The sequence below is a fragment of the Hymenobacter cheonanensis genome (assembly GCF_030581075.1).
Classification (GTDB): domain Bacteria; phylum Bacteroidota; class Bacteroidia; order Cytophagales; family Hymenobacteraceae; genus Hymenobacter.
On sequence record NZ_JAUQSW010000014.1, the window covers coordinates 57,304 to 80,402 of the forward strand.

Below are 23,099 nucleotides of genomic sequence, written 5' to 3' on the forward strand. Positions count from 1 at the left end.
TTCTTGCTACCTAGGTTATGCCTGGGTTTTTACCTGGCGAATGTGGGAAACTTACGGCCAACATCGGTAATTATTCAAAGAGCAATTTCTGCTAATGAATTATTAGTGAATTTGTTGCCTATCGCACTTATTAACTACTAGCCGTGCAACTATTCGCCGCGAGTGTAGTTTTTAGTGCAGAATTCGGGCCTAGGCGGCAGGGTTCCATTAGTTGAACGAGTGACCTGGGGGCACCCCGGGCAATAGCTTATGTGGATAGTACGGTTGGCACTGGCGCGGCCCTACACCTTCGTGGTGATGGCGCTGCTCATTCTGATAGGGGGCGTGCTGACGATTCAGCGCATGGCGGTGGACATTTTCCCCGACATTCCCATTCCGGTGGTGGGCGTGGTGTGGACCTACTCGGGCATCTCGCCCGAGGAAATGAACCAGCGCGTAGTTATTCCCAACGAGCGGGCGTTTACCACCACCGTCAATAATATTGAACACATTGAAAGCCAGAGCCTAAAAGGCATTGGCCTGATAAAAGTATTCTTCCAGCCGGGCGCCAACCCTGATGCGGGCGTGGCCCAGCTTACGGCCATTACCCAAACGCTGCTGCGGGTGCTGCCGCCCGGCATCACGCCGCCGCTCATTATTCGCTACTCGGCTTCTAACGTGCCGATTGCCCAAACCTCGCTCAGCTCCGAAACGCTGGGCGAGTCGGACCTCTTCGACGCGGCCAATGCCTTCATCCGGCCGGGGCTGGCGGTGGTGCAGGGCGCCTCGGTGCTGCTGCCCAATGGCGGCAAGCCCAAGCAGGTGATGGTAGACCTCGACCCGCAGAAGCTGGCTGGCAAGGGCCTCAGCGCCAACGACGTAGTAACTGCCCTCACCTCGCAAAACCTGACGGTGCCCGCTGGCTCGGCCAAGATTGGCAGCCGCGAGTACGACGTGAAGCTGAACTCAAGCCCCGAGGCCATTGCCACGCTCAACGACCTGCCGGTAAAGGAGGTAAATGGCACCACCATCTACATCCGCGACGTGGCCTTTGTGCACGAAGGTTCGGCTGTGCAGCAGAACATTGTGCGCCAGAATGGCCGCCGCACGGCCATTATTCCGATTCTGAAGAGTGGGGCGGCTTCTACCCTGGCCATTATAGACGGTATTAAAAAGGCCCTCCCAAATATTCAGGCCAACGCCCCGCCCGGCCTGAATATCAAGCTCTTGTTTGACCAGTCGTTTTTTGTCCGGGCCAGCATTAAGGGCGTTATTATTGAGGCTAGCATTGCGGCGGCCCTCACGGGCTTGATGATTTTGCTTTTTCTGGGCTCGTGGCGTTCCACGCTCATTATTGCCACAAGCATTCCGCTGTCTATCCTGGTGAGCATCATCGTGATGAACATTGTGGGCCAGACGCTGAACATCATGACGCTGGGCGGCCTCTCGCTGGCCGTGGGCATCTTGGTGGATGACGCGACGGTGGAAATCGAGAACATTCACCGCAACATGGGCCAGAAGAAGGGCCTGAAACGCAGCATTCTGGATGGTGCGCAACAAATTGCGACGCCCGCACTGGTAGCCACGCTGGCTATTTGCATTGTGTTTGTGCCGGTGTTTTTCCTGGGTGGCGTGGCTTCGGCCATCTTCGCGCCCCTGGCCACGGCCGTGATTTTTGCCATGCTGGCCTCGTACATCCTCAGCCGGACGCTGGTGCCGACGCTGGTAATGTATTTGCTGCGCAAGGAGTTGCCTATTTACCACGCGCAGGAGGAAGAGGAAGTGCCCAGCGCGCATTTCCGCAACGGCCGCGAGGTAACGCAGGGCGAGCGCGACCTGGCCCGCCTGCACCGCGAGCAGTTTGAAAAAGAGCACCCGAGCGGCACCCCCGAGGAAGAAGCCGAAGTACCCATTACCGACGCCGAGCGGCAGGCCAGCGAGGGCATTACCAAGAGCTGGGTGTGGCGGGTGCACACCGCCTTCGAGCACAAATTCGAGAAATTCCGGGGCATTTATACCGGGGCCCTGGACTGGTCGCTGAGCAACCGGCCGCTGGTGGTTACGGCTTTCGCGGTGCTGTTTGTGTGCTCGCTAGGGCTGTATCCACTTATTGGCCAGAACTTCTTCCCGACCGTGGATGCCGGCCAGTTGCGCCTGCACGTGCGGGTGCCTACCGGCACGCGGGTAGAGGAAACCGAGCGTCGCTTCCGCCAGGTAGAAGGCGTTATCAGGCAGGTCATCCCGGCGAAGGAATTGGACCTAGTACTTGATAATATCGGCCTGCCGGTGGTGCCCATCAACCTGCTGCTGAGCGATAACCCCACCATCGGGGCCGGCGACGGCGAAATACTGGTGAGCATGAAGGAAGACCACGGGCCCACCGGCGAGTACATCGAGCGCATCCGGCGCGAGCTTCACCGGCAGTACCCCGACCTGATTATCTTCTTCCAGCCGGCTGATATTGTGAATCAGACGCTGAACTTCGGCCTGCCCGCCCCCATTGACATTCAGGTAACGGGCCGCGACAAGGCGGCCAACCAGCGCATTGCCGGTGAGCTGAAGCTGAAAATTGACAAAGTGCAGGGCGTTGTGGATGCGTTTGTGTACCAAGCCTTTGACCAGCCGCAGCTGCGCCTGGACATTGACCGGGTGCGGGCGCAGCAGGCGGGGCTGGCCCAGCGCGACATCGCCAACAACGTGCTCGTGAACCTGAGCAGCAGTACCCAAACCAGCCCCAACCAGTGGCTGAATACCGTGACGGGTGTGAACTACACGGTGGCCGTGCAAACGCCGCCCAGCCAGCTGGCCAGCCTCAACGAGCTGGGTAACATTACCGTGACGGGCCCCGGCCAGCCGGTGCCGCAGCTGCTTACCAGCTTTGCCCAGCTGCGCCGCACCGAAACCACGGCCGTGGCCTCAGACTACAACATTCAGCGCACCGTGGACCTCTACGCCAGCGTGAGCGGGCGCGACCTGGGCGGCGTGAGCAAGGAAGTGCGCAAAATTATCGCCGATGCGGAGAAGCACTTGCCCAAGGGCACGACCATTGTGCTGCGCGGCCAGGCCGAGTCGATGCGCACCTCGTTTATCGGGCTGGGGCTAGGGGTGGCGGGCGCCATCCTGCTGGTTTACCTGCTGATGGCGGTGAACTTCCAGAGCTGGCTCGACCCGCTTATCATCATCACGGCCCTGCCGGGCGCGCTGGCGGGCATTCTGTGGATGCTGTTTGTGACCCAGACCACCCTGAGCGTGCCAGCCCTGATGGGCGCCATTATGTGCATTGGGGTGGCCACGGCCAACTCCATTCTGCTCGTGACCTTCGCCAACGAGCGCCGCGAAGAGGAGCCCGACCTGAGCCCCCGCGACGCGGCCCTCGACGCAGGCTACACCCGCCTGCGCCCGGTGCTGATGACGGCCCTGGCCATGATTATCGGCCTGCTGCCCATGTCGCTGGGCATGGGCGAGGGCGGCGAGCAAAATGCCCCGCTCGGCCGCGCCGTAATCGGCGGCCTGATGCTGGCCACCGTCACGACCCTGTTTTTTGTGCCCATCATGTTCTCTTATCTGAAGAAGAAAGAGGAGGCGCCGGCCGAGGCGGAAGCCGAGCCGCAAACGCAGGCGGCGTAGCCCTCATTATTTACCAATGAAGACACACCATTGTCATGCTGAACGCAGTGAAGCATCTTGCATGGCGCAGTAAGTAAATCGTTGACTTGACCAAATGTCCTTTCAACGGTGCGAGCAAGATGCTTCACTGCGTTCAGCATGACAATGGTGGTGTTTTAAGATTTCCCTACATGTCAACTGACTCTTCTTCTGGCGGCAAAGGCCGTTTCTGGCTGATTATTTTCATTATTCTGCTTGTGTTTGGCGGGCTGTTTCTGCTAGGCTTCCTGCCCCGCCTCAAGCACCAGCAAGCCCGCGACGAGGCCACCCAACAGGAAAGCACTGCCAAGCCCGTGGTGACGGTGCTGCCCGCCAAAGCGGCGCCCGACACCACCACCGTAACGCTGCCCGCCGACCTGCGCTCGAACCACGAAACCTTCGCCTTTGCCCGCGTCAATGGCTTTGTGCAGAGCTGGACGGCCGACATTGGCCAGCGGGTGCGCAAGGGCCAGGTGCTGGCCACCATTGCCACACCCGAGATTGACCAGCAGATTGCCCAGGCCCAGGCCAACCTGAGCCTGGCGCAAAGCTCCTACGCCCGCCTCACCAGCGTGAGCTTGCCGGGCGCCATCTCCAAGCAGGAGCTGGATGCGGGCAAGGCGCAGTACGCGGCCCAGCAGGCGGTGGTGCGCCAGCTACAGGCGCAGCGGGGCTTCCGCCAGGTTATTGCGCCGTTTAACGGGGTGGTGACGCAGCGTAATGTGGAGGTGGGCACTCTCGTGACGGGCGGCAACGCCACGGGCACCCAGCTCTTTAAGATTGAGCAGACTGACACGCTCCGCGCCTTCGTGGATGTGCCGCAGAACTTCGTGCCCAGCATCCGGCGGGGCCTGCGGGCCGATGTGCTGGTGCCCGAATTCCCGAACAAGCCCTTCGAAGGCCGGGTAGCGCGCGACGCGGCCGCCCTCGACGACCAAACCCGTACCCTGCGCACCGAGGTGCAGCTGCCCAACCGCGGCGCCCGCCCGCTGCGCCCCGGCGTGTACGCGCAAGTGCGCTTCCGCCTGCCCCAAACCGCGCCAAGCGTGCTCATCTCGGCCAATGCGCTGGTGCCGGGCATCGACCCCAAAGTGGCGATGGTGCGCGAGGGTAGAATTCACTTCGCCAACCTCACGCTAGGCCGCGATTTTGGCTCGACCATCGAGGTAACCAAGGGCCTGCAAGGTGGCGAGCAGCTGGTTATTAACCCCGCCGAAAGCCTGGCCGAGGGGCTAGCCGTGGACACCAAAGCCCCGCCCAAACCCAAAACCCCGGCTGGCCCCCCGCCCGCCAAGCCCCGCCCCAACGACCCCGACGCCCCGCGCGTGTCGTCGCCGGTAGCGAAGTAGAAAATCATCTGTCCTGGCGAGGCGAAACGATGAAGCAAGTGCACCGAGACGAGCTGTTCTGGTGCGCTTGCTGCGTCGTTTCGCCTCGCCAGGACACACGTTAGCATTTAGTTAATAAGTGAGTATGCGTATCCCTGTTGCGTTACTAGGCCTGGCACTGGGCGGCTGTGCCGTGAGCCATTATAAATACGAGCCGCCCGCCGTGCCGGTGCCCACGGCGTTTAAGAACTCGGCCCCTGTCGATTCGCTGGGCCGGGGGCGGCCCGAGTTGCCGGCGCCCGTAGCCGCCCGGGCCGATACGGCCGCCCGGCAGCTGCGCCAAACCCCTACCCTGCCCGCCTGGTGGGCCGTGTTCAACGATACGACCCTCACGCGGCTCGAAGGCCAGGCGGCTAGCCTCAATTTCACGACCCGGGCCGCGGTGGCGCGCATCGACCAGGCGCGGGCCCAGCTGCGCATTGCCGAGGCCCAGCGCTCGCCGGTGGTGGCGCTGGCCCCTTCGCTGTATAACACCCAGCTCTCGGCCCTGCGGCCGGTGCAGTCGTCGCTGATTCCGGCCGTGGCGGTGCAGCAGCAGCAGTATTACCTTCCGCTGAATGTCAACTACGAGGTGGACCTATTTGGCCGGCTGCGGCGCGGCGCCCAGGCCGCCCGCGCCACCGAGCAGGCTAGCGAGGCCGACGAGCAGGCCGTGCGCCTCTCCGTATCGGCCGATGCGGCCAGCACCTACTTCAGCCTGCGCGGCCTCGATGCCGAGCTGCTGGTGCTCGACAGTGCCCGCCAGGCCCGCCGCTACAACGTGCAGCTCACCAACGCCCGCTTTCAGGCCGGCGTAGACAACGAAATCGGCGTGCGCCGCGCCCAAACTGAGCTAGCCAACGTGGAGGCCAGCGCCATTGAACTGCGCCGCCAACGCGCCGGGCTGGTAGCCTCGCTGGCCACCCTAACAGGGCGGCCGGCCAGCAGCTTCGTGCTGCCCTCGCTAGCCCCCGACTCGGTGAGCTACCGCAGCGCACTGCCGCTGACGGATAATACCAAGGCGCCGGCGGCTTCGGCCGTGCCGCCGCTGCTGCCGCCGCTGCCGGGCATTCCGGCCACGCTGCCGGCCAGCCTGCTCACGCGCCGCCCCGATTTGCGCCGCCAGGAGCGCCTGCTGTCGGCCGCCGACCTGCGCGCCGACCAGGCCCGCCTCAACCGCCTGCCCACGCTGCTGCTCAATGGCTTCATCGGCCCTCAAAGCAGCCACATCGGCGACCTGCCCAAGGTGGGCCAGGGCCTGACCTACTACGTGGGCGGCGGCTTCAACATTCCGCTCTTCGACGGCGGCCGCCTGCGCGGGGCCGAGCAGCTAGCCCGCGCCCAGGGCCGCGAGCAGGAAGCCGTGTACAACAGCACGGCCCTCACCGCCTATGAGGAAGTGGAAACTGCCCTGGCCGACGTGCGCGCCAGCGAGGCCCAGCTCGCCGCCCAGCAGCGCGCCCTCACCGCCGCCCGGCTGGCCGGCCGCCTCACCCTAGAGCGCTACCGGCGCGGCCTCACCGACTACTTTGCCGTGGTCGATGCCGACCGCCAGACCCTCGACGCGGCCCGCCTGCTGGTGCAAACGCAAACTACCCAGCTGCGCGCCGCCGTGGCGCTGGTGCGGGCGCTGGGCGGCGGCTGGCAGCAGTAGAGTAGCGTAGCGGTTGCGGGCACTGTATGTTTGCGCTATCCACCTCAACCAACACTCCTTATGGCAGCGCGCAACATTATTTCCTGGGTTTTGCAAGTGCTCATTGGCCTGGCCATGATTTTTTCGGGCGCCAACAAATTCCTGCACCTGACCGATACCGTGGCCATGTTTGGCAAGCTAGGGCTGCCGGCAGCTATTACCTATCTGGTGGCGGCAGGCGAAGTGCTGGGCGGCATCGGGTTGTTAGTGCCGCGCTTTGTGCGGCCGGCCGCGCTGGGGCTCATCATTATCATGATTGGGGCGGTGGTTATGCACGCCACCAAAATACCGGGCGGGCTGCTGCCCAACGGGCTGCCGGCGCTGGGCCTGCTGCTGGGGCTAGTCATTATCCTGCTGCTGCGGCGGCCGGCGCCGGCTCAGCTGGCCTAGCGCGGCGCAACATCTGGCGTCGCCGACGCTTTACTAGTTAGTACCGCCGGGTTCGTAGCCCGGCGCTTTTTTTATGCAACTCCTCTATTCTTACCTCCGCCGCTACTGGCCGCTGCTGGTGCTGGCCTTGGTGCTGGCTGCCATCAACCAAGTTTTTTCGCTGCTTGACCCGTATTACTTCCGGCTGTTAGTTGACAGATTTACTGCGAAGTATCCCGAAATCATTGGGGCTCGCGCAGTGTCATTTTGGCCTTTCTTTTGGCAAGCTATCCCATTACTGTCCATAATGCTGGGCGTGGCAATGGTGTCGCGCATTGCCAAAAATTTCCAGGACTACTACGTCAACGTTATCACCCAGCGGCTAGGGGCGCGCATGTACTCCGATGGCCTGCGCCACTCGCTCGACCTGCCCTACCAGGTGTTTGAGGACCAGCGCTCGGGCGAAACTCTGGGCAAGCTCCAGAAGGTGCGCATTGATGTTGAGAAGCTCATTCAAAGCTTTGTCAACGTGCTGTTTACGGCCATCGTGGGCATCATTTTCGTGATGTGGTACGCCATTACCGTGTACTGGCCCATCGCCATTGGGTACTTTATCACCATTCCGCTGCTGGGCATTCTGAGCTTTGCGCTGAGCAAGAAAATCAAGGTCATTCAAAAGACCATTGTGGGCGAAACCACCGCGCTGGCCGGCTCCACCACCGAAAGCCTGCGCAACATTGAGCTGATTAAAAGCCTGGGCCTGGCCCAGCAGGAAACCGAGCGCCTGAACGGCATCACCGCCAAAATTCTGAAGCTGGAGCTGCGCAAGGTGCGCTACCTGCGCTCGCTGAGCTTTGTGCAGGGCACGTTCGTGAATTTGCTGCGCAACATCATCATCTTGATGCTCTTGTACTTGCGGGTGCAAAACCATATCAGCCTGGGTGAGTTTTTCTCGTTCTTTATCTACTCGTTTTCCATTTTTGGGCCGTTGCAGGAGCTAGGGGCCATTATCGGCACCTACCGCGAAACCCAGATTTCGCTGGGCAATTTCCAGACGATTCTCGACACCCCGCGCGACGTGAAGCCCGCCCACCCGCAGGCCGTGGGCCGCATCGAGCAGCTGGCGTTCGAGCACGTCACGTTCAAGCACCTCACGGCCCCGGCGCCGGCCTTGTCCGATATTTCCTTTGAAGTGAAAGTGGGCGAAACCATCGCCTTCGTGGGGCCTAGCGGCTCGGGCAAAACCACGCTCGTGAAGCTGCTCGTGGGCCTGTATCCGCCGTTGGCGGGCGAGATTCTCTACAACGGCATCCCGAGCAAAGACGTGGACCTCGACGTGCTGCGCGAGCAAATCGGCTTCGTGACGCAGGATACGCAGCTTTTTGCCGGCACCATCCGCGAAAACCTGCGCTTCGTGGCCCCCGAGGCTACCGACGCAGAGTGCCTGCACGCCCTGCACCAGGCAGCGGCCGATGGCCTGCTGGCCCGCGCCCCCAAGGGCCTCGACACCGTGCTCGGCGAGGGCGGCGTGAAGGTGAGCGGCGGCGAAAAGCAGCGCCTCAGCATCGCCAGGGCCCTGCTGCGCCACCCCACGCTACTGGTTTTTGACGAGGCCACCTCGGCCCTCGACTCGCTTACGGAAGAAGAAATCGGGCGCACGGTGCGCGAGCTGTCGGGTTCGCGCCAGCACATTACGGTGCTCATCGCGCACCGCCTGAGCACGGTTTTACACGCCGACCGCATTTTTGTGCTGGAGCGCGGGCAGGTGGCCGAGGCCGGCCGCCACGACGAGCTGCTGGCCCAGAAAGGCCTGTACTACGCCATGTGGCGCCAGCAGATTGGCGAGCGCAAGGAAGTATCGACGGTAGCGTAAGGCCTTCACTTCTAACGTGCAACCTCCCCCCCGGCCCCCTCTCCCTAAGGCTTCGCGCATCAAGCGAACCGGGGGCCGGGGGGTGAGGTGAGGCGCCTGCACCCACTACTTATCCCCAATCAGCATCTGGGCGCCGTTGCCTTTGCCCATGATGATAACTTTGGCATTGGGCGAGGTGGCAATGGCCTGCTGCGCCTTGATGCTTTCGTACTGCAAGAGCTTGTCGCTAAGCTCGGTGTTCACGATGCGCTGGTAGTCGGCAATGCCCTGGGCCTCCACGCGCTTGCGCTCGGCTTCCTGCTTTTCCTTTTGCAGCACAAACTGCATTTTCTGGGCATCCTGCTCGGCCGAAATCTTGCTTTCGATGCTGGTTTTCACCGACTGCGGCAGTTGAATGTTGCGAATTAAAAGCTGGTCGAGCTTGAGGCCATTGCTGTTGAAATCCTTCTCGATGGCGGCCAGAATGCGCGTCTGAAACTCCTCGCGGCGGGTCGAGTACAGCGCCACCGCGTCGTAGTACACGGCATTGTCGCGGATGCGCGTGCGGGCAATGGCGCGCACGATTTTCTCCTGGTAGTCCTCGCCGATGGTAGACAGGATTTTGGGCGCCTGGCTCGGCACCACGTGGTAGAGCACGGTGAGGTCGATAACCACCTCCAGCCCATCGGCCGAGAGCACCCGGATGGCATCGTCGCCGGCCTGCTGGCCCTCGGTACGCACCGCCGACATGGTGTAGTTCTGGGTGCGGGTGTCGAAGCGCGTAACGCTCACCAGGGGGTTCACCAAACTCAGGCCCGGCCCCAGCACCCGGTTTTCGACCTTGCCAAACAGCGTTTGCACGCCCACCTGCCCCACCCCCACCTGCACCACCGTGCTAAAGGCGACCCCTAGCAGCAGCAGCCCCGTGCCCAGCGCCACTAGCCCGCCGCGCCACCGCGCAAAGCCCTCGGAGTAGCGGGCGGCGTTCAGGCCCAGGATGAGCACGATAAACCCAAGAAAAATGAGCATCATAACCTGATAAAGCGAAAAAAACGGAGATGAAATGAAGTGGCAATCGGAAAAAAGAATGCCCGATTGCGCGAAGGCAACCAGCGTGGCTAGGGTCAGCTGCTACCGCCGGACTAAGGCCTAAGTTGGGCAAGCGCCGTAACGCGCCGCGCCCGGTAGTAGGACATTATTTTTCAAGGACTAGTGCGGCCACGGCCAAAGAGTTTAACCCGCCACGAGGGCCGGTTGCCGGGCTGCCCGCAGCGGCAGACTGGTGCAGCTTTTATCGCCAGCCGCTAGCCCTGCATTACACCCGCCGGACCGGGCCAGCCAGGCTAGCCGCAACTTTTCGCCGGCTTCGCCCGAATGAAGACGCCATGCATTTTACCGTCATCACTCCTACCCACCAGCGGCGTGCGCTGCTGCCCGAAACCATTGCCAGCGTGCGGGCCAGCATTTCGGCTCCGCTGGATTTTTCCTTCGAGCACCTCCTCTACCAGAATGGCCCCGACGACGGCACCGCCGCCGTGCTCGCTGAAGCCGCCGCCCAGCCTTACCCGTCCCTGCGCCACTGGCAGCACCCTAGCCCCAAGCGCCCTGGCTTTGCCCGCAATGAGCTGAGCCAGCACACGCCCGCCGAGGCCTGGGTGGTGCCCCTCGACGACGATGACCTGCTGCTGCAGCGCACGCTTTACCACTACGCGGCCGCCATCGCGGCCAACCCCGGCCGCCCCTGGCTGGTGGCCGATTTTCTGCGCGTGGATGAGCAGGCCCGCTACCTGCCCAACGAGGATTACTACGCCTGGAAATTTGATTCGCCTACGGCGATGCTCACGGCTATTTTTCGGGCCGAGCACTTCATCCAGGGCAACGTGTGCTACAGCAAGGCGCTGCTCGATGAGGTGGGCGGCTACGACCCCGAGCTGGCCATGGCCGAAGACCTCGACCTCTACGTGCGCTTTTTGCTGGCCGGGCACCTGCCGGTGGTGTGCCCGCACTACAGCCACCTGCACCGCTTCCACTCGGCCAACGTGAGCCAGGGCATAGACGCGGCCAGGCACAACGCCGACCTGCGCGTTATTTATGACAAGTACGCTAGCCAGCTGCGGGCGCTGGGCATTGCGGCGCCCGGCGAGTAAGTACACGCGCAGAAGCGGCAAGAAAGGTGTTGTGTCTTCCGTCGTGGGAAAGACACAATACCTTTTTGCGTTTTTTAAGCCTTTGAGAATAAGCGCAAACAAGCCTTAGGTATACCTCAGTGCCGTTTTTGCGTAAGTGGCACACTAATCCTTCATCTATGCGCGCACCTTTTCTCGCTCTTCTTTCTTTCTGCTGGCTGGCTCTCACTACGGCTACCGCCCAAACTGCCCCGCCGGCGCACACAGTTTTTCTGCTCGGCAACACCGCCCAGGGCGAGCTGCCCATTGCCCGCCTCCAGCAGTTGCGCCAGGTGCTGGAGCAGCAAAAAACGCCCTTTACCGTGGTGCATCTCGGCGATATTGTGGGCAACGAGGGGCTAGCCTCGAAGAAAGACTCAGTGCTGTCGGAGCAGGAGAAAAGCCGCGCCGATGCCTTTATCAACCTGGTGAAAGGCTTGCCGCTGGGCAAAATCTACTTCGTGCCCGGCGATAAAGACTGGGCCAACTCGGGCCGCCACGGTCTGAAGGCGGTGCGCCGCCTGGAGAAGTACATTGAGAAGCAACTGCCCGGCCAGAATGCCTTCGTGCCCACCAACGGCTGCCCCGGCCCCGAGGTGGTAGACGTGGCTCCACTGGTGCGCCTGGTGGCCCTGAACACGCCCTGGTTTACGCACCCCTACGACCGCCCCGAGGCGCCCGATACCGATTGCAAAACGCTGACCAAGGAGGAATTTCGCGAGCAGCTGCAAGACATTATTGACGACACGAAGGGCAAAAACCTGCTGCTGCTGGGCCACCACCCGGTAGTGACCAACGGCGTGTACGGCGGCCACGAGCCGCTGAGCCGCCACCTGGCCCCGCCGGTGCTGGGCACCATCTACGCCGCCTACCGCCAAAACGTAGGCTCGCCCCGCGACCTGGCTAGCCCCGGCTACCAGGAGCTACGCAAGGAGCTGCTCAACAATACCTTGCGCACCAACCCCGGCGTGGTGTACGCCGCCGCGCACGACTATTCGTTGCAGCTGACACCCTTCCAGGGTAGCTACCATCTGGTGGCCGGCAGCTTTGCCCAGAGCCAGCACGTGGGCGTCAGCAACACTTCACTTTATAATGAGCAGGCCGACGGCTACGCCACCCTCGACTACTACGCCGACGGCACGGTGAAGAGCCGGTTCTTCACCTTTGGGGAGGCTAGCCAGCCGGTGAAGGAGGCGTATGCGGGCACGCTATTTCGCTCGCCCTGCGCCAGCGGCACCGATGCGCAGGTGCCCGTCAATTCGTTTATCACCGAGTGCCCCAGCGTGGCCAAAACGCCCGCCGAGCAAAAGCCCGAGGCGCCGTATCAGGCCGTTACGACGGTAGTGCCGGGGCCCGAATACACGGCCGGTAAGAGCAAGCGCTTCTTTATCGGGCCGCTCTACCGCTCGTCGTGGCTAGCCCCGGTGCAAGTCAAAACCTTGGACCTCAACACCGAGCGCGGCGGCCTGCGGCCCTTTGGCCGCGGCGGCGGGCGCCAGACGACCTCGCTCAAACTCATCGCGGCCGACAGCTCGGAGTACGTGTTTCGCTCGGTTGATAAGGACGTGACGGGCATCCTGCCGCCCGAGCTGCAACAGTCGTTCGTGTCGGATATTCTGAAGGATATTACGGCCACGGCCAACCCGTACTCGGGCCTGCCCATCAGCGCGCTGCTCGACCATACCGACATTTTGCACGCCCGCCCGCGCCTGTTTCGCCTGCCCGACAACAACCAGCTAGGCCCCTACCGCCAGGAATACGCCGGCCTGCTCGGCACGCTGGAAGACCGGCCCACCGACCCCAAACCCAACCTGGCCGGCTTCGGTAAGTCGGATGAGGTGACGCGCTCGTTCAGCTTTTTCCGCAAGCTCTACAAGGACCACGACAACCGCGTGGACGCGCCCGCGCTAGCCCGCGCCCGCGCCTTCGACATGCTCGTGGCCGACTTTGGCAAGCACGAAGACAACTGGAAATGGGCCGGCTACGACCAGGGCAAGGGCAAAGGCAGCGTGTACCGCCCCATTCCGCGCGACCGCGACCAGGCCTTCACCAAGTGGAACGGCCTGCTGACCTACCTGGCCAACCGCGAGTGGGCCGTGCCCAGCATTGAGGACTTCGGCAGCGAGTTTCACGACATGAAAAGTCTGAACTGGCCGGCCCGCCACCTCGACCGCTTTCTGCTGCAAAGCCTGACGCGGAAGGATTGGCAGGACGCAGCCCAGTACCTGCAAACCCAGCTCACGCCCGCCGTAATCGACGAGGCCACCGCCACGCTGCCCACTGAGATTCAAGGTCTTTCGGGCCAGGAAATCAACCGCAAGCTCAAGGCACGGATTCAGGAATTACCGAAGGCCATCGACCGCTACTATTTGCTACTGGCTAGCCGTGTCGATGTAGTGGGCTCCAATAAGGCCGAGATTTTCAAGGTGGAGCGCCTGGCCGGTGGCCGGGTGCGCGTGCAGGAATTCGACCGCAAGGGCGACACGCAAGAGCCCAACGGCCCGGCGCTGTTTGACCGCACCTTTGAGCCCGGCGAAACCCAGGAAGTGGACCTCTACGGCCTCGATGGCCAGGATATTTTCCAGGTAACCGGCGACGGCGGCGCGGGCAGCATGCTGGTGCGCGTGATTGGCGGCGAGGGCAAGGACAAAATCACCGACGACTCGCGGGCCGCGGGCCTGCGCACGCTTACCAAAGTCTACGACTCGCCTAATACTGACCTCACCGCTGGCCCCGAAACCGATGACCACCGCAGCGCCAGTCGCTACGTGAATTTGTATGACCGTGAGGCGTTTGAGTTTAATAATTACGCGCCCCGGGCCGGCCTGTTTTACAACCGCAACGATGGCGTGGGGGTAAGCCTGGGCGTGGGTTTCGTGCGCCAGGGCTTTCGCAAGCCGGGCTACAAGAACCGCTACGACTTCGATTTGCAGGCCTCTACGGGCGGGCAGTTGCAGCTTACGGCGGCCAGCCGCCACCGCTACGCCATTGGCAAGGTAGACATTGGGGCGGAGGCCAGCTACGGCAATTTCTTCCCGTTCTACAACTACTTCGGCATCGGCAACAACACCCAGATTAGCCAGGATTTGTACGACGTAAAATTCTACCGCGCCCGCTACCGCGGCTTCACGGTGAAGGCCTTTGGCGAGCGCGTGTTCTGGCAGCGCAGCGTGTTTCGCTTCGGCCCCAGCTACGAGTACTATAACAGTGATTATGCCGCTAATAGTGAACTCGGCCTAGAGCTTGCCGCTGCCGACTCTATGCGCTTCAACCGCCCCAACGCTACCAACCAGCGCCTGCTAGGCCTGAACGCCTTGCTCGACATCGACCTGCGCAACCGCAAAGTGTTTGCCCAGCGCGGCGTGCGCCTGCTGCTGCGCCACGACTCGTACCAGCAGCTCACCGGCGATAAGCGCACCTTCGGCCTCACCCAGGCCTCGGCCGAGTACCTGGGCACCGCTAGGCTCGGCATCCCGATTACGCTGGCCCTGAAGGGCGGCGGCGCCAAAAACTACGGCCCCGATTCGGCCATTCCGTTCTACAAGCTCACCAGCCTGGGGCTGGCCGAAAACCTGCGCGGCTACTACCGCAACCGCTTCACGGGCGATGCCAGCCTGTATTTCAACTCGGAGCTGCGCTTTGCGCTGGGCCAGAGCAAAAACCACTTTCTGCCGTTTTATTACGGCGTGTTTGGCTTCTACGACCAGGGCCGGGTGTACTACAACGGCAGCTCGCCGGGCGGCTGGCACGCGGGCTACGGCGGCGGCTTTTACATTGCGCCGGTAGTCGAAACGCTGGCCTTTTCCATCTCCTACCAGGTGTCGGAGGAGAACAGCCTCGTGCAGTTTGGGCTAGGCTTCCGCATCGATAAGTAGCCCAGGCCGGCGGCCCGGTCGATGTAGCCGGGCCGCCGGCCGATAGTTTGGGCCACCGGGACGTCAGCCATTGAACCTTTGTGAAATTCTGAAGTCTGAGCGCTGAAAAGTGCGCGGGCCGAGGTACCTTAGCCAGGCGGCTGGCTTTCGCAACTATTTGGTTCACGTGTACTTTACTTTTATGCGAGCAATGGGGCGCCGGGCGGGCGGGCTAGCGGCGTTAACGCTGCTGGCTCACTGCGGCTTTGCTCAAACCGTGGCAGTACCCGCCCCGCGCCCGGCCCCCCGCGATGTGGCCGATGTGGCGCACGACACGTTTGCCCGGCTGGCCCACATCCCTACCCACGACTCGCTGGGCCTGCAACATGGCCGCCGCATGCTGCTGGTAGTGCCGGTGGTGGGCTACTCGCAGCAAACCGGCGCCGTGGTGGAGCTGGCGCTAAGCTCGGCTTTTCAGCGGCGCAATGCCAACGTTTCGACCATTGTAGGTGCGGCCGAGTACACGGCCCAGGAGCAGCTCATTTTTACGGTTACTTCCTCACTCTGGCAGCCCAATAATACCTGGAACCTGGTGAATGACTGGCGCGTAATGCGCTATCCGCAAAGCACCTACGGCCTGGGCATGTACACCAGCACTACCGGCGGCGTAGTGAGTATGGACTATAAGTACCTGCGGCTTTACCAAACCGCCTTTCGGCGCGTGGCCCCGGCCTGGTACGTGGGGCTAGGGTACCAATACGATGACCACTGGGACATCGTGAGCCGCAACAGCCGCCGCGAGGTAGCCAGCATCTCGCGCTACACCTACGGCGTGTCGGACCGCTCCACTTCTTCCGGCTTGGTTGTCAGCGCCTTGCACGACAACCGCGCCAATGCCCTCAACCCGCAGGGCGGCTACCTGCTTAATGCCCAGTACCGCACCAACCGCCAGTGGCTGGGCAGCGACACCAACTACCAGAGTCTGCTGCTCGAAGGCCGGGTGTACCTGCACCCCTCGCGCTACTCGCCCAATATCCTGGCGCTGTGGTCATATAACACGTTTACGCTCAGTGGCAATCCGCCCTTCCTCGACCTGCCCGCCACCGGCTGGGATATGTATGGCAACACCGGCCGGGGCTTCATCCAGGGCCGGTTTCGGGGCAAAAACTTTGTCTACGGCGAGGCCGAATACCGCTTCGGCATCACCCGCAACCGCCTGCTAGGGGGCGTGGTTTTCACCAATGCCCAAAGCGTAACCGAGCTAAGCGTGACGCACGGCCGGGTCGAAAATGGCACCTTCGAGAAGGTAGTGCCCGCCGTGGGCGCCGGCCTGCGCCTGAACCTCAACAAAGCCTCGCGCACCAACCTGGCCATAGACTACGGCTTCGGCTTCGACGGCTCGCGCGGCCTTTCGCTGAACCTGGGCGAGGTATTTTAAGTAGCTGGTTGACTGGTTATTAAAATCAGCTATATCTTGCTGGTTCTTAGCCTAGCCGCCGCATGTCTCCTGCTTCCTCCGACGTTCTTCTTTACCAGTCGCCCGACGGGCAAATCCAGCTCGACGTGCAGCTCGACCACGATACCGTGTGGCTGACGCAGGCGCAGATGACAGAACTGTTTGAAACTACTAAACAGAACATTAGCCTGCACGTTCGCAACCTGTTTCGGGAGGAAGAACTTCTCGAAGAGACAACTGTCAAGGAATCCTTGACAGTTATTCCTGATGGTCGCCAATACACAGTAAAATACTACAACCTCGACGTCATTATCTCCGTCGGGTACCGCGTAAAGTCTAAGCGCGGCACCAGCTTTCGGCAGTGGGCCACGCAGGTGCTGCGCCAGTACCTCGTGCAGGGCTTCGTGCTGAATGAAAAACGCCTGCGCGAAAGCCAGCGCCAGCTAGCCGACCTCAAGCGCCTCGTGCAGCTGCAAGCCGAAGTAGCGGCTAGCCAGGAATTGACGGCCGACCAGTCGGACGCGCTGCTGCGCATTCTGGGCGACTACGCCCGCGCCCTCGACGTGCTCGACCAGTACGACCACCAGCGCCTGCGCGTAGCCCGCGACACCGTGGCGCCCGCCACCGAGGCCGGCTTCGAGCTGACTTACGAGCGCGCCATGCAGGCCATTGACGCGCTGCGCGTGCAATTCGGGGGCTCCGAGCTGTTCGGACGCGAAAAAGACAAGTCTTTCGAAAGCTCGGTACGCACTATCTATCAGAGCTTTGGCGGGCAGGATATGTACCCTAGCGTGGAGGAAAAGGCGGCAAATCTGCTGTATTTCGTGGTTAAAAACCACTCCTTTTCGGATGGCAATAAGCGTATCGCGGCCTTCCTGTTCGTGTATTTTCTGGACCGCAATGGCTGCCTCTACCGGCCCGATGGGGCGCGCCGCCTGGCCGATAATGCCCTGGTGGCGCTCACGCTGCTTATTGCCGAGAGCCGGCCCGAGGACAAAGACGTGATGGCGACGCTGGTAGTAAACCTTATTAACGGCGAAAACTAGCGCTGAGGCATAATCTGCTAGCCCTACCTTTGCCCGATGGAGTATCAGCTGACCAAGCTCGCCGCCATCGATATTGGCTCCAACGCCGTGCGCTGCCAGATTTCGGCAGTCTTGTTTTTTCAGGGCCGCTACCGTCTCAAGCGCGTCGAGTACGTGCGCTACCCGCTGCGGCTGGGCGAAGACGTGTTTGCCACCGGCGAAATTCCGCCGCGCAAGGCCGATAAGTTCGTCAAGTTTCTGCACTCGCTCAAGCTCTTGATGGAGGTGCACGAAGTATCGCACCACCTCATTTGCGCCACCTCGGCCATGCGCACGGCCGCCAACGGCGCGGCCGTAGCCCAGCGCGTGCAAGACGAGCTAGGGCTCACTATTCAAGTAATTGACGGCCAGGCCGAAGCCTCGTACATCAACCGCGTGATTGAGCACGTGCTCGAAGACAACCGCCACTACCTGCACATCGACGTAGGCGGCGGCAGCACCGAGTTCAACATCTACCACGACCGCCGCAAGGTGGCCGCGCAGTCGTTCGAAATCGGCTCCATCCGGCGCATGCAGCAGGAAGAAAGCGGCCGCACCGTGGAAGAAATGAACGGCCTGTGGCAGCGCATGGAAGCCTGGGTGCGCGAAAACGCTCGCCGCTACCACGTCACGCGCGCCATCGGCACGGGTGGCAACATCAACAAGATTTACAGCATGTCGCCGGCCGCGCCTACCAAGCCGGTTACCAAGCGCAGCGTGCAGGCCATCCTCGACCGCCTCAACGGTCTCAGCATGAGCGAGCGCGTGAACGTGGCCCTGCTTAACCCCGACCGCGCCGACGTGATTGTGCCCGCCGGCCACATCTACCTTGCCGCCATGGAGTGGGCCGGCGTCAGCAGCATGATAGTGCCCGACATTGGCCTGAAAGACGGCATGCTGCAAGCACTGTTCGAGCAGTATTTCGACGAAATCAGCCCCAATGTGCACCCTAGCATTCTGCCCGTGGCCGATGTGGAGAACGGGCCACTGGTGTAAGTAAGCCAAGCTGAGATACACTAAGAGGCCGTCATGCTGAACAAAGTGAAGCATCCTACTCGCACCGCTAGGGTACCCCCAACGATTCGAATGAGATGCTTCACTTTGTTCAGCATAATAGCCTATTGTCTGCTTAATAAGCTAACCGGCTAGCCTACTCATCCACCACCGTGGCGGCGATATCAGCTTCCTGCTCCACTTCCGCTTCCATCAGGGCTTCGCCCTGGCCGAAATCGTCGGCTCCATCCTCTACTTCGGGCAGCACCGACGCAGCTTCGGCGGCCTCCGCCTCGGCGGCGGCCAGTTGGCGGCGCTTGGCGGTTTGGTCGTGCAGCAGGGCTAGCAGGCCTTCGGGCGTGGCCTGGGCTAGCTGCGCCTCGTCGGGGCGGCGGTAGAAATCGCGGTGAATATTGAGGGCCGGCTCGCCGGGCGCCGGGCGCTGGCAGATGTAGGCGCCATCCTCGCGCATGAGGTAGCTGTTTTGGGTATCAAGCAGGTTGAGCTGCAGGATGTGAATGGCCTCGCGGCGCAGCTGCGGGTTGGCAATGAGAAACAGTGCCTCGATGCGGCGGTCGAAGGAGCGCACCATGGCATCGGCCGAGCCGGCGTAGAGGCGCGCCTCGCCGTTGTGGTGGAAGTAAAACAGACGGGCGTGCTCCAGGTATTCGCCCACAATGCTCTTTACCTCAATATTTTCGCTCAGGCCCACGCGGCCCGGCCGCAGGCAGCAGATGCCCCGCACAATGAAGCGAATGGGCACGCCGGCCTTGCTGGCCTTGTAAAACTCGTCAATCAGCTCGCGGTCTTCCAGCGAGTTCATCTTCATCACGATGCCACTGGCTAGCCCCTTTTTAGCATTCTTAGCCTCCTCGCGAATGAGGTGGATGAGCTGCTGGCGCATGTCGCGCGGGGCCGTGATGAGGTACTCGTAGTCGTCGGGCTGCGAGTGGCCGGTGATTACGTTGAAGAACTCCGACACGTCGTGGCCATACGTATCGTTAGTCGTCAGCATGCTCAGGTCGGTGTAGAGGCGCGAGGTTTGCTCGTTGTAGTTGCCCGAGCCGATATGCACGTAGCGCGTCACCTTTTCACCTTCCTTGCGGATAATCATCAGCATCTTGGTGTGGGTCTTGTACTTACCCACGCCGTAGATGACGAAGCAGCCGGCCTTTTCGAGCCGGGCGCCCTCCCGAATATTGCGCTCCTCATCGAAGCGCGCCTTCACCTCAAACAGCACCGATACGTGCTTGCCATTCTCGGCGGCCTTGAGCAAGGCGGCGGTCACGCGCGAATCTTCGGCCAGGCGGTAAATCGTCTGCTTGATGCCCAGCACCTGCGGGTCTTCGGCGGCGCGCTCCAGCAGGCGCACCACCGTTTCAATTGAATTATAGGGGTGGTGCAGCAGCACATCGTGGTGCTTGAGGTACTCAAACATGTTGTCCTCGGCACCTTCGGGCAGGCTTAGCGGCAGCACCGGCGCGGGCAGCTTAGCGCCCTTGCCCTTGAAGCTGGGATAGCGCAAAATCTGGTTTAACCCCTTCATATCCAGCAAGACCGGAATAACGAAAATGTTGCCGTTGTCGATGTTCCAGCGCTCGCGCAGGATGTTCATGAGGTAGGGCGAGGCGTCGGGCTCGACCTCCACGCGCACCACCCGGCCGCGCTTGCGCGTTTTGAGGCCGGTTTGGATTTCCTTGATAAAGTTGCTGTCGATGTCCTCCGATTCTTCCAGCGTAAAATCGCCGTTGCGGGTGATGCGCAGCAGGTCGGCCGACACGATTTCGACGTTGCGGAACAGCTTGGGCAGGTTGGCCCGCACAATTTCCTCGATGGGCACGAACACCACCCGGTCCTTGCGCGTGATTTCAAAGAAGCGCGTCAGGTTTTGTGGAATCTGCACGAACGTGAGGCGCTCCTGGCCCTTTTCCACATCGGGCGGCAGCGGGTTGGCCAGGGTTGCGGCTTCGGGAGCCCCCATTTCGCGCGTCACCACCCCAAACGTCAGCACCTGGTTGATGATAAGCGGGAAGCCGTGGTACGAGTCGTATACCATAGGCGTGAGCAGCGGAAAAACGGTGTTTTTGAAGTAGCCTTCCACTTTTTTCAGCTCCACTTCTGTCAGCTCCTCTACCCTTCTGATGCTGAATCCCTGCTTCTCAAACTGCGGCTTTAGCTCGTTTAAGTACGTGAGCGACTGGTCGTTGACAAAGCGATGGGCGAAATCGAGCAGCTTGCGCCGGAACGGCAGCTCGCGCAGCCCCGAGTAGTCGACGCGCTCCTTGCCGTAGTCGAGGTAATTATAGAGCGAGCCGACGCGAATCATGAAAAACTCGTCGAGGTTCGAGCTGGTGATGCTCAAAAAGCGCAGCTTGTCAAAGAGCGAGCGGCTAGGGTCCTTGGCTTGGTCGAGCACCCGGTAGTTGAAGCGCAGCCAGCTCAAATCGCGGCTGATATACTTGCTTTTGCGGATAAGGTCGGCCGATTTGAAGAGTTTCATAAAAAACGTAGATTTTGCAGCTAGGGCAGATTACGAAGATTCTGCCAGCGCAGGCGCAGCTTTCGACAAAATAACGGCCCGGCAGGCGTTGGGCGGGTGCGGGCCGCAAAAGAATAATCTAGGCCAGCCCGAAAACGACGTGGTTTGGCGCGGTGACCTGACACCTTTGGGCTGTCGTCAGTTCATTGTCCGATGCCCGCTGCAACCACACCGCCCGCCCCGCCTACGCCAGCCGCCCCGCTAGCCACTTGGGAAACTACCGCAACCCCGACCCAGCTGACCGCACAAGCCCCGCACCAAGAAGCCCTGCTGGCCTGGCTTACTGACCTGCACCACTTGCTAGCCAGCACCCCTGCGCTGCCCGGTAGTATTGCTATGGACGACGTATCCACGGTACTATGCGGAGCCGGGGCCATGCGGGCAGCAAAGACAGAAACAACCGGCCCTGCTCGCACCGCCGAGGCTCTGCGACAACTACTATCGGCTCTGCCATCAGATGCCGATGAGCAGCCGGCCCGGCGGGCGCTGCTTTTCATCGTGTCTAGTACTGCCGCCCCGCTGGAAATGGACGAGCTAAGCGAAATCACAGAAACCATTCACACCGTGCTGTTGCGCGACGAGGGCGAAATGGTTTTCGGCCACAGCGAGCAAGCAATGGTAGCGGCCGGGGCCATGCAGGTGTGGCTGCTGCTGGCCCTACCAGGCCTGATACCGGAGTTCAGTTTTACAACTTTCTTTAGGCTCCCTAGCCTTATCCCATGCGCCAACTAAAAATATCCAAGCAGCCCACCAACCCCACTTGGGAAACTGACCGTGCCCAGGCTATTCCTTTTTTGCAGAGCCTGGCCGCTACCCAGCCGCTGGGGCTGGCTGCGGAAGCTGAGGAAAAGCTGCTGCGGTTTATTGTGGCAGTGGCTACGCAATATCGGGGGCGCGGGTGGCGTGGGAGGAGTTATTGCGGGCTGGGTATACAGGGGCATCTGGGTGTGTAGAAAACGGCCACGAACCGCTCAGATGGATATAGTGGTGGGTGCGCGGGAGCGTGATTGCTATAAGCGTCTTAGGAAACGGTGATTAAGTAGATTCTAGAAGTAGCTTGCGCTGCATTTTTATTCCAACCAACAACCAAAAAACAACATGGGAAAAGAGATAAGTTTGTTTTCCGGGTATGACCAACCCGAAAACCGCACTACTAATTACTGCTTGCTTCTATTACGAATGCTATATCAGGAAAATCCAAAATTATTATCCTCTGCCTTATCATCACTTGTTGGTGACAGCTCGGGAATACAAATTGGAGTAGATTTTCGTCAGCAGGTTGGTCGCAATGGCAGTATAATTGACGGCCTTATAACACAGCCTTCTTTTGCTGTTTATATTGAAACAAAGCGCTGGGATTGGTTTTATGACGAACAGTTGGAAACTTATCTTTCCGAATTAGATAAGGAAACAGCAAATGTTAAAGTATTGCTGGCGCTTTCAAACTTTGAAAACAAGTCAGAACGGGATTTTGATAATATTGAAGAAACTATTCGTACTACTTACCAAGGACGCATTTTATTTGCTGCGGTCACTTTTGAAGATTTTGTAACGGCTGTTCAGCAACCGAATATTTCTCCTGCGCTAGCAGAAGCAGTTGAAGATTTTAAAGGTTACTTAAATGGAGCCAGCTTGTTACCAAACTGGAGAAATTGGTTAGATGTGTGTAATTGCGGTGCTTTTCACTCTCAACTTGTTAGTGAAAATGTATACATATGCCCCGCCTCTGGCGGCGCTTATAAGCATGACCGTTGCCAGTATTTAGGTATGTATTGGTGGAAATCAGTAAGACAGGTAGCCGAAATCTGGGGCGTTGTTGATATTGCTGAAGGGGAAAACGGCGAAGCAAAATTATTATGGAACAATACCAATCGCCCCAATCAAGAATTACTAGATATTGCTAGAACAAAACGAATTGCACTGTATCCAGATGAGGATTGGGCTACAAGAGTATTTGTTTTAGGACCTTTAGTGGAAACTAATTTTGAAAAAGATAGTCATGGTGGTATGCTTGGCAGTAAGCGGTATTTTGGAGTACATGATTTAGACCCGATAAACACAGCCGACTTAGCTGAAAAGCTTCGCGCTTATAGTTGGTCCGACCTAGAAGAATAAGCTCTCTC

At 60.6% G+C, this 23,099-nt stretch carries 15 protein-coding genes; 13 read left to right on the plus strand and 2 right to left on the minus strand.

The window, feature by feature from the left end:
- Positions 1 to 249 precede the first annotated feature (249 nt).
- The 5 genes from Q5H89_RS21195 (at position 250) to Q5H89_RS21215 (ending at position 8,926) form a co-directional block, all read left to right on the plus strand.
- Positions 250 to 3,606, plus strand: a complete 3,357-nt coding sequence (locus Q5H89_RS21195; RefSeq protein ID WP_305021332.1) for an efflux RND transporter permease subunit — start codon at positions 250 to 252, stop codon at positions 3,604 to 3,606.
- Positions 3,607 to 3,776: 170 nt separating this feature from the next.
- Positions 3,777 to 4,973 (plus strand): efflux RND transporter periplasmic adaptor subunit, encoded by a 1,197-nt coding sequence (locus Q5H89_RS21200; protein WP_305021333.1) that lies wholly within the window; start codon positions 3,777 to 3,779, stop codon positions 4,971 to 4,973.
- Between the two features lie 124 nt (positions 4,974 to 5,097).
- Positions 5,098 to 6,645, plus strand: a complete 1,548-nt coding sequence (locus tag Q5H89_RS21205) for an efflux transporter outer membrane subunit (RefSeq protein ID WP_305021334.1) — start codon at positions 5,098 to 5,100, stop codon at positions 6,643 to 6,645.
- Positions 6,646 to 6,705: 60 nt separating this feature from the next.
- Positions 6,706 to 7,074 (plus strand): DoxX family protein, encoded by a 369-nt coding sequence (locus tag Q5H89_RS21210; protein ID WP_305021335.1) that lies wholly within the window; start codon positions 6,706 to 6,708, stop codon positions 7,072 to 7,074.
- A 73-nt stretch (positions 7,075 to 7,147) separates the two neighbouring features.
- Entirely contained in the window at positions 7,148 to 8,926 is a 1,779-nt protein-coding gene (locus tag Q5H89_RS21215; RefSeq protein WP_305021336.1) for an ABC transporter ATP-binding protein, read from the plus strand.
- Between the two features lie 105 nt (positions 8,927 to 9,031).
- Here the strand turns inward: Q5H89_RS21215 and Q5H89_RS21220 are convergent, their stop codons facing one another.
- Positions 9,032 to 9,934: a prohibitin family protein gene (locus Q5H89_RS21220; protein WP_369810687.1), complete on the minus strand. Its 903-nt coding sequence runs from the start codon at positions 9,932 to 9,934 to the stop codon at positions 9,032 to 9,034.
- Between the two features lie 356 nt (positions 9,935 to 10,290).
- Between Q5H89_RS21220 and Q5H89_RS21225 the strand changes: the two genes are divergently transcribed.
- From Q5H89_RS21225 to Q5H89_RS21245, 5 genes are all read left to right on the plus strand, one after another.
- Positions 10,291 to 11,052, plus strand: a complete 762-nt coding sequence (locus Q5H89_RS21225) for a glycosyltransferase family 2 protein (RefSeq protein ID WP_305021338.1) — start codon at positions 10,291 to 10,293, stop codon at positions 11,050 to 11,052.
- Between the two features lie 158 nt (positions 11,053 to 11,210).
- Positions 11,211 to 14,945: a hypothetical protein gene (locus tag Q5H89_RS21230; protein ID WP_305021339.1), complete on the plus strand. Its 3,735-nt coding sequence runs from the start codon at positions 11,211 to 11,213 to the stop codon at positions 14,943 to 14,945.
- A 256-nt stretch (positions 14,946 to 15,201) separates the two neighbouring features.
- Positions 15,202 to 16,362: a BamA/TamA family outer membrane protein gene (locus tag Q5H89_RS21235; RefSeq protein WP_305021340.1), complete on the plus strand. Its 1,161-nt coding sequence runs from the start codon at positions 15,202 to 15,204 to the stop codon at positions 16,360 to 16,362.
- Positions 16,363 to 16,424: 62 nt separating this feature from the next.
- Positions 16,425 to 17,426, plus strand: coding sequence for a virulence protein RhuM/Fic/DOC family protein (gene rhuM, locus Q5H89_RS21240; RefSeq protein WP_305021341.1), 1,002 nt, complete (start codon positions 16,425 to 16,427; stop codon positions 17,424 to 17,426).
- A 36-nt stretch (positions 17,427 to 17,462) separates the two neighbouring features.
- On the plus strand, positions 17,463 to 18,440 hold the full coding sequence (locus Q5H89_RS21245; RefSeq protein WP_305021342.1) for a Ppx/GppA phosphatase family protein: 978 nt from the start codon (positions 17,463 to 17,465) through the stop codon (positions 18,438 to 18,440).
- Between the two features lie 154 nt (positions 18,441 to 18,594).
- Here Q5H89_RS21245 and ppk1 read toward each other — a convergent pair whose 3' ends face one another.
- Positions 18,595 to 20,937, minus strand: coding sequence for a polyphosphate kinase 1 (gene ppk1 / locus Q5H89_RS21250; protein ID WP_305021343.1), 2,343 nt, complete (start codon positions 20,935 to 20,937; stop codon positions 18,595 to 18,597).
- Positions 20,938 to 21,129: 192 nt separating this feature from the next.
- Here ppk1 and Q5H89_RS21255 point away from each other — a divergent pair, with 192 nt between their 5' ends.
- The 3 genes from Q5H89_RS21255 (at position 21,130) to Q5H89_RS21265 (ending at position 23,091) form a co-directional block, all read left to right on the plus strand.
- On the plus strand, positions 21,130 to 21,708 hold the full coding sequence (locus Q5H89_RS21255; protein WP_305021344.1) for a hypothetical protein: 579 nt from the start codon (positions 21,130 to 21,132) through the stop codon (positions 21,706 to 21,708).
- Positions 21,696 to 21,929: a hypothetical protein gene (locus Q5H89_RS21260; protein WP_305021345.1), complete on the plus strand. Its 234-nt coding sequence runs from the start codon at positions 21,696 to 21,698 to the stop codon at positions 21,927 to 21,929. Before Q5H89_RS21255 ends, Q5H89_RS21260 begins: the two co-directional genes overlap by 13 nt.
- A 226-nt stretch (positions 21,930 to 22,155) precedes the next feature.
- Positions 22,156 to 23,091, plus strand: coding sequence for a PD-(D/E)XK nuclease family protein (locus Q5H89_RS21265; RefSeq protein WP_305021346.1), 936 nt, complete (start codon positions 22,156 to 22,158; stop codon positions 23,089 to 23,091).
- Positions 23,092 to 23,099: the final 8 nt, after the last annotated feature.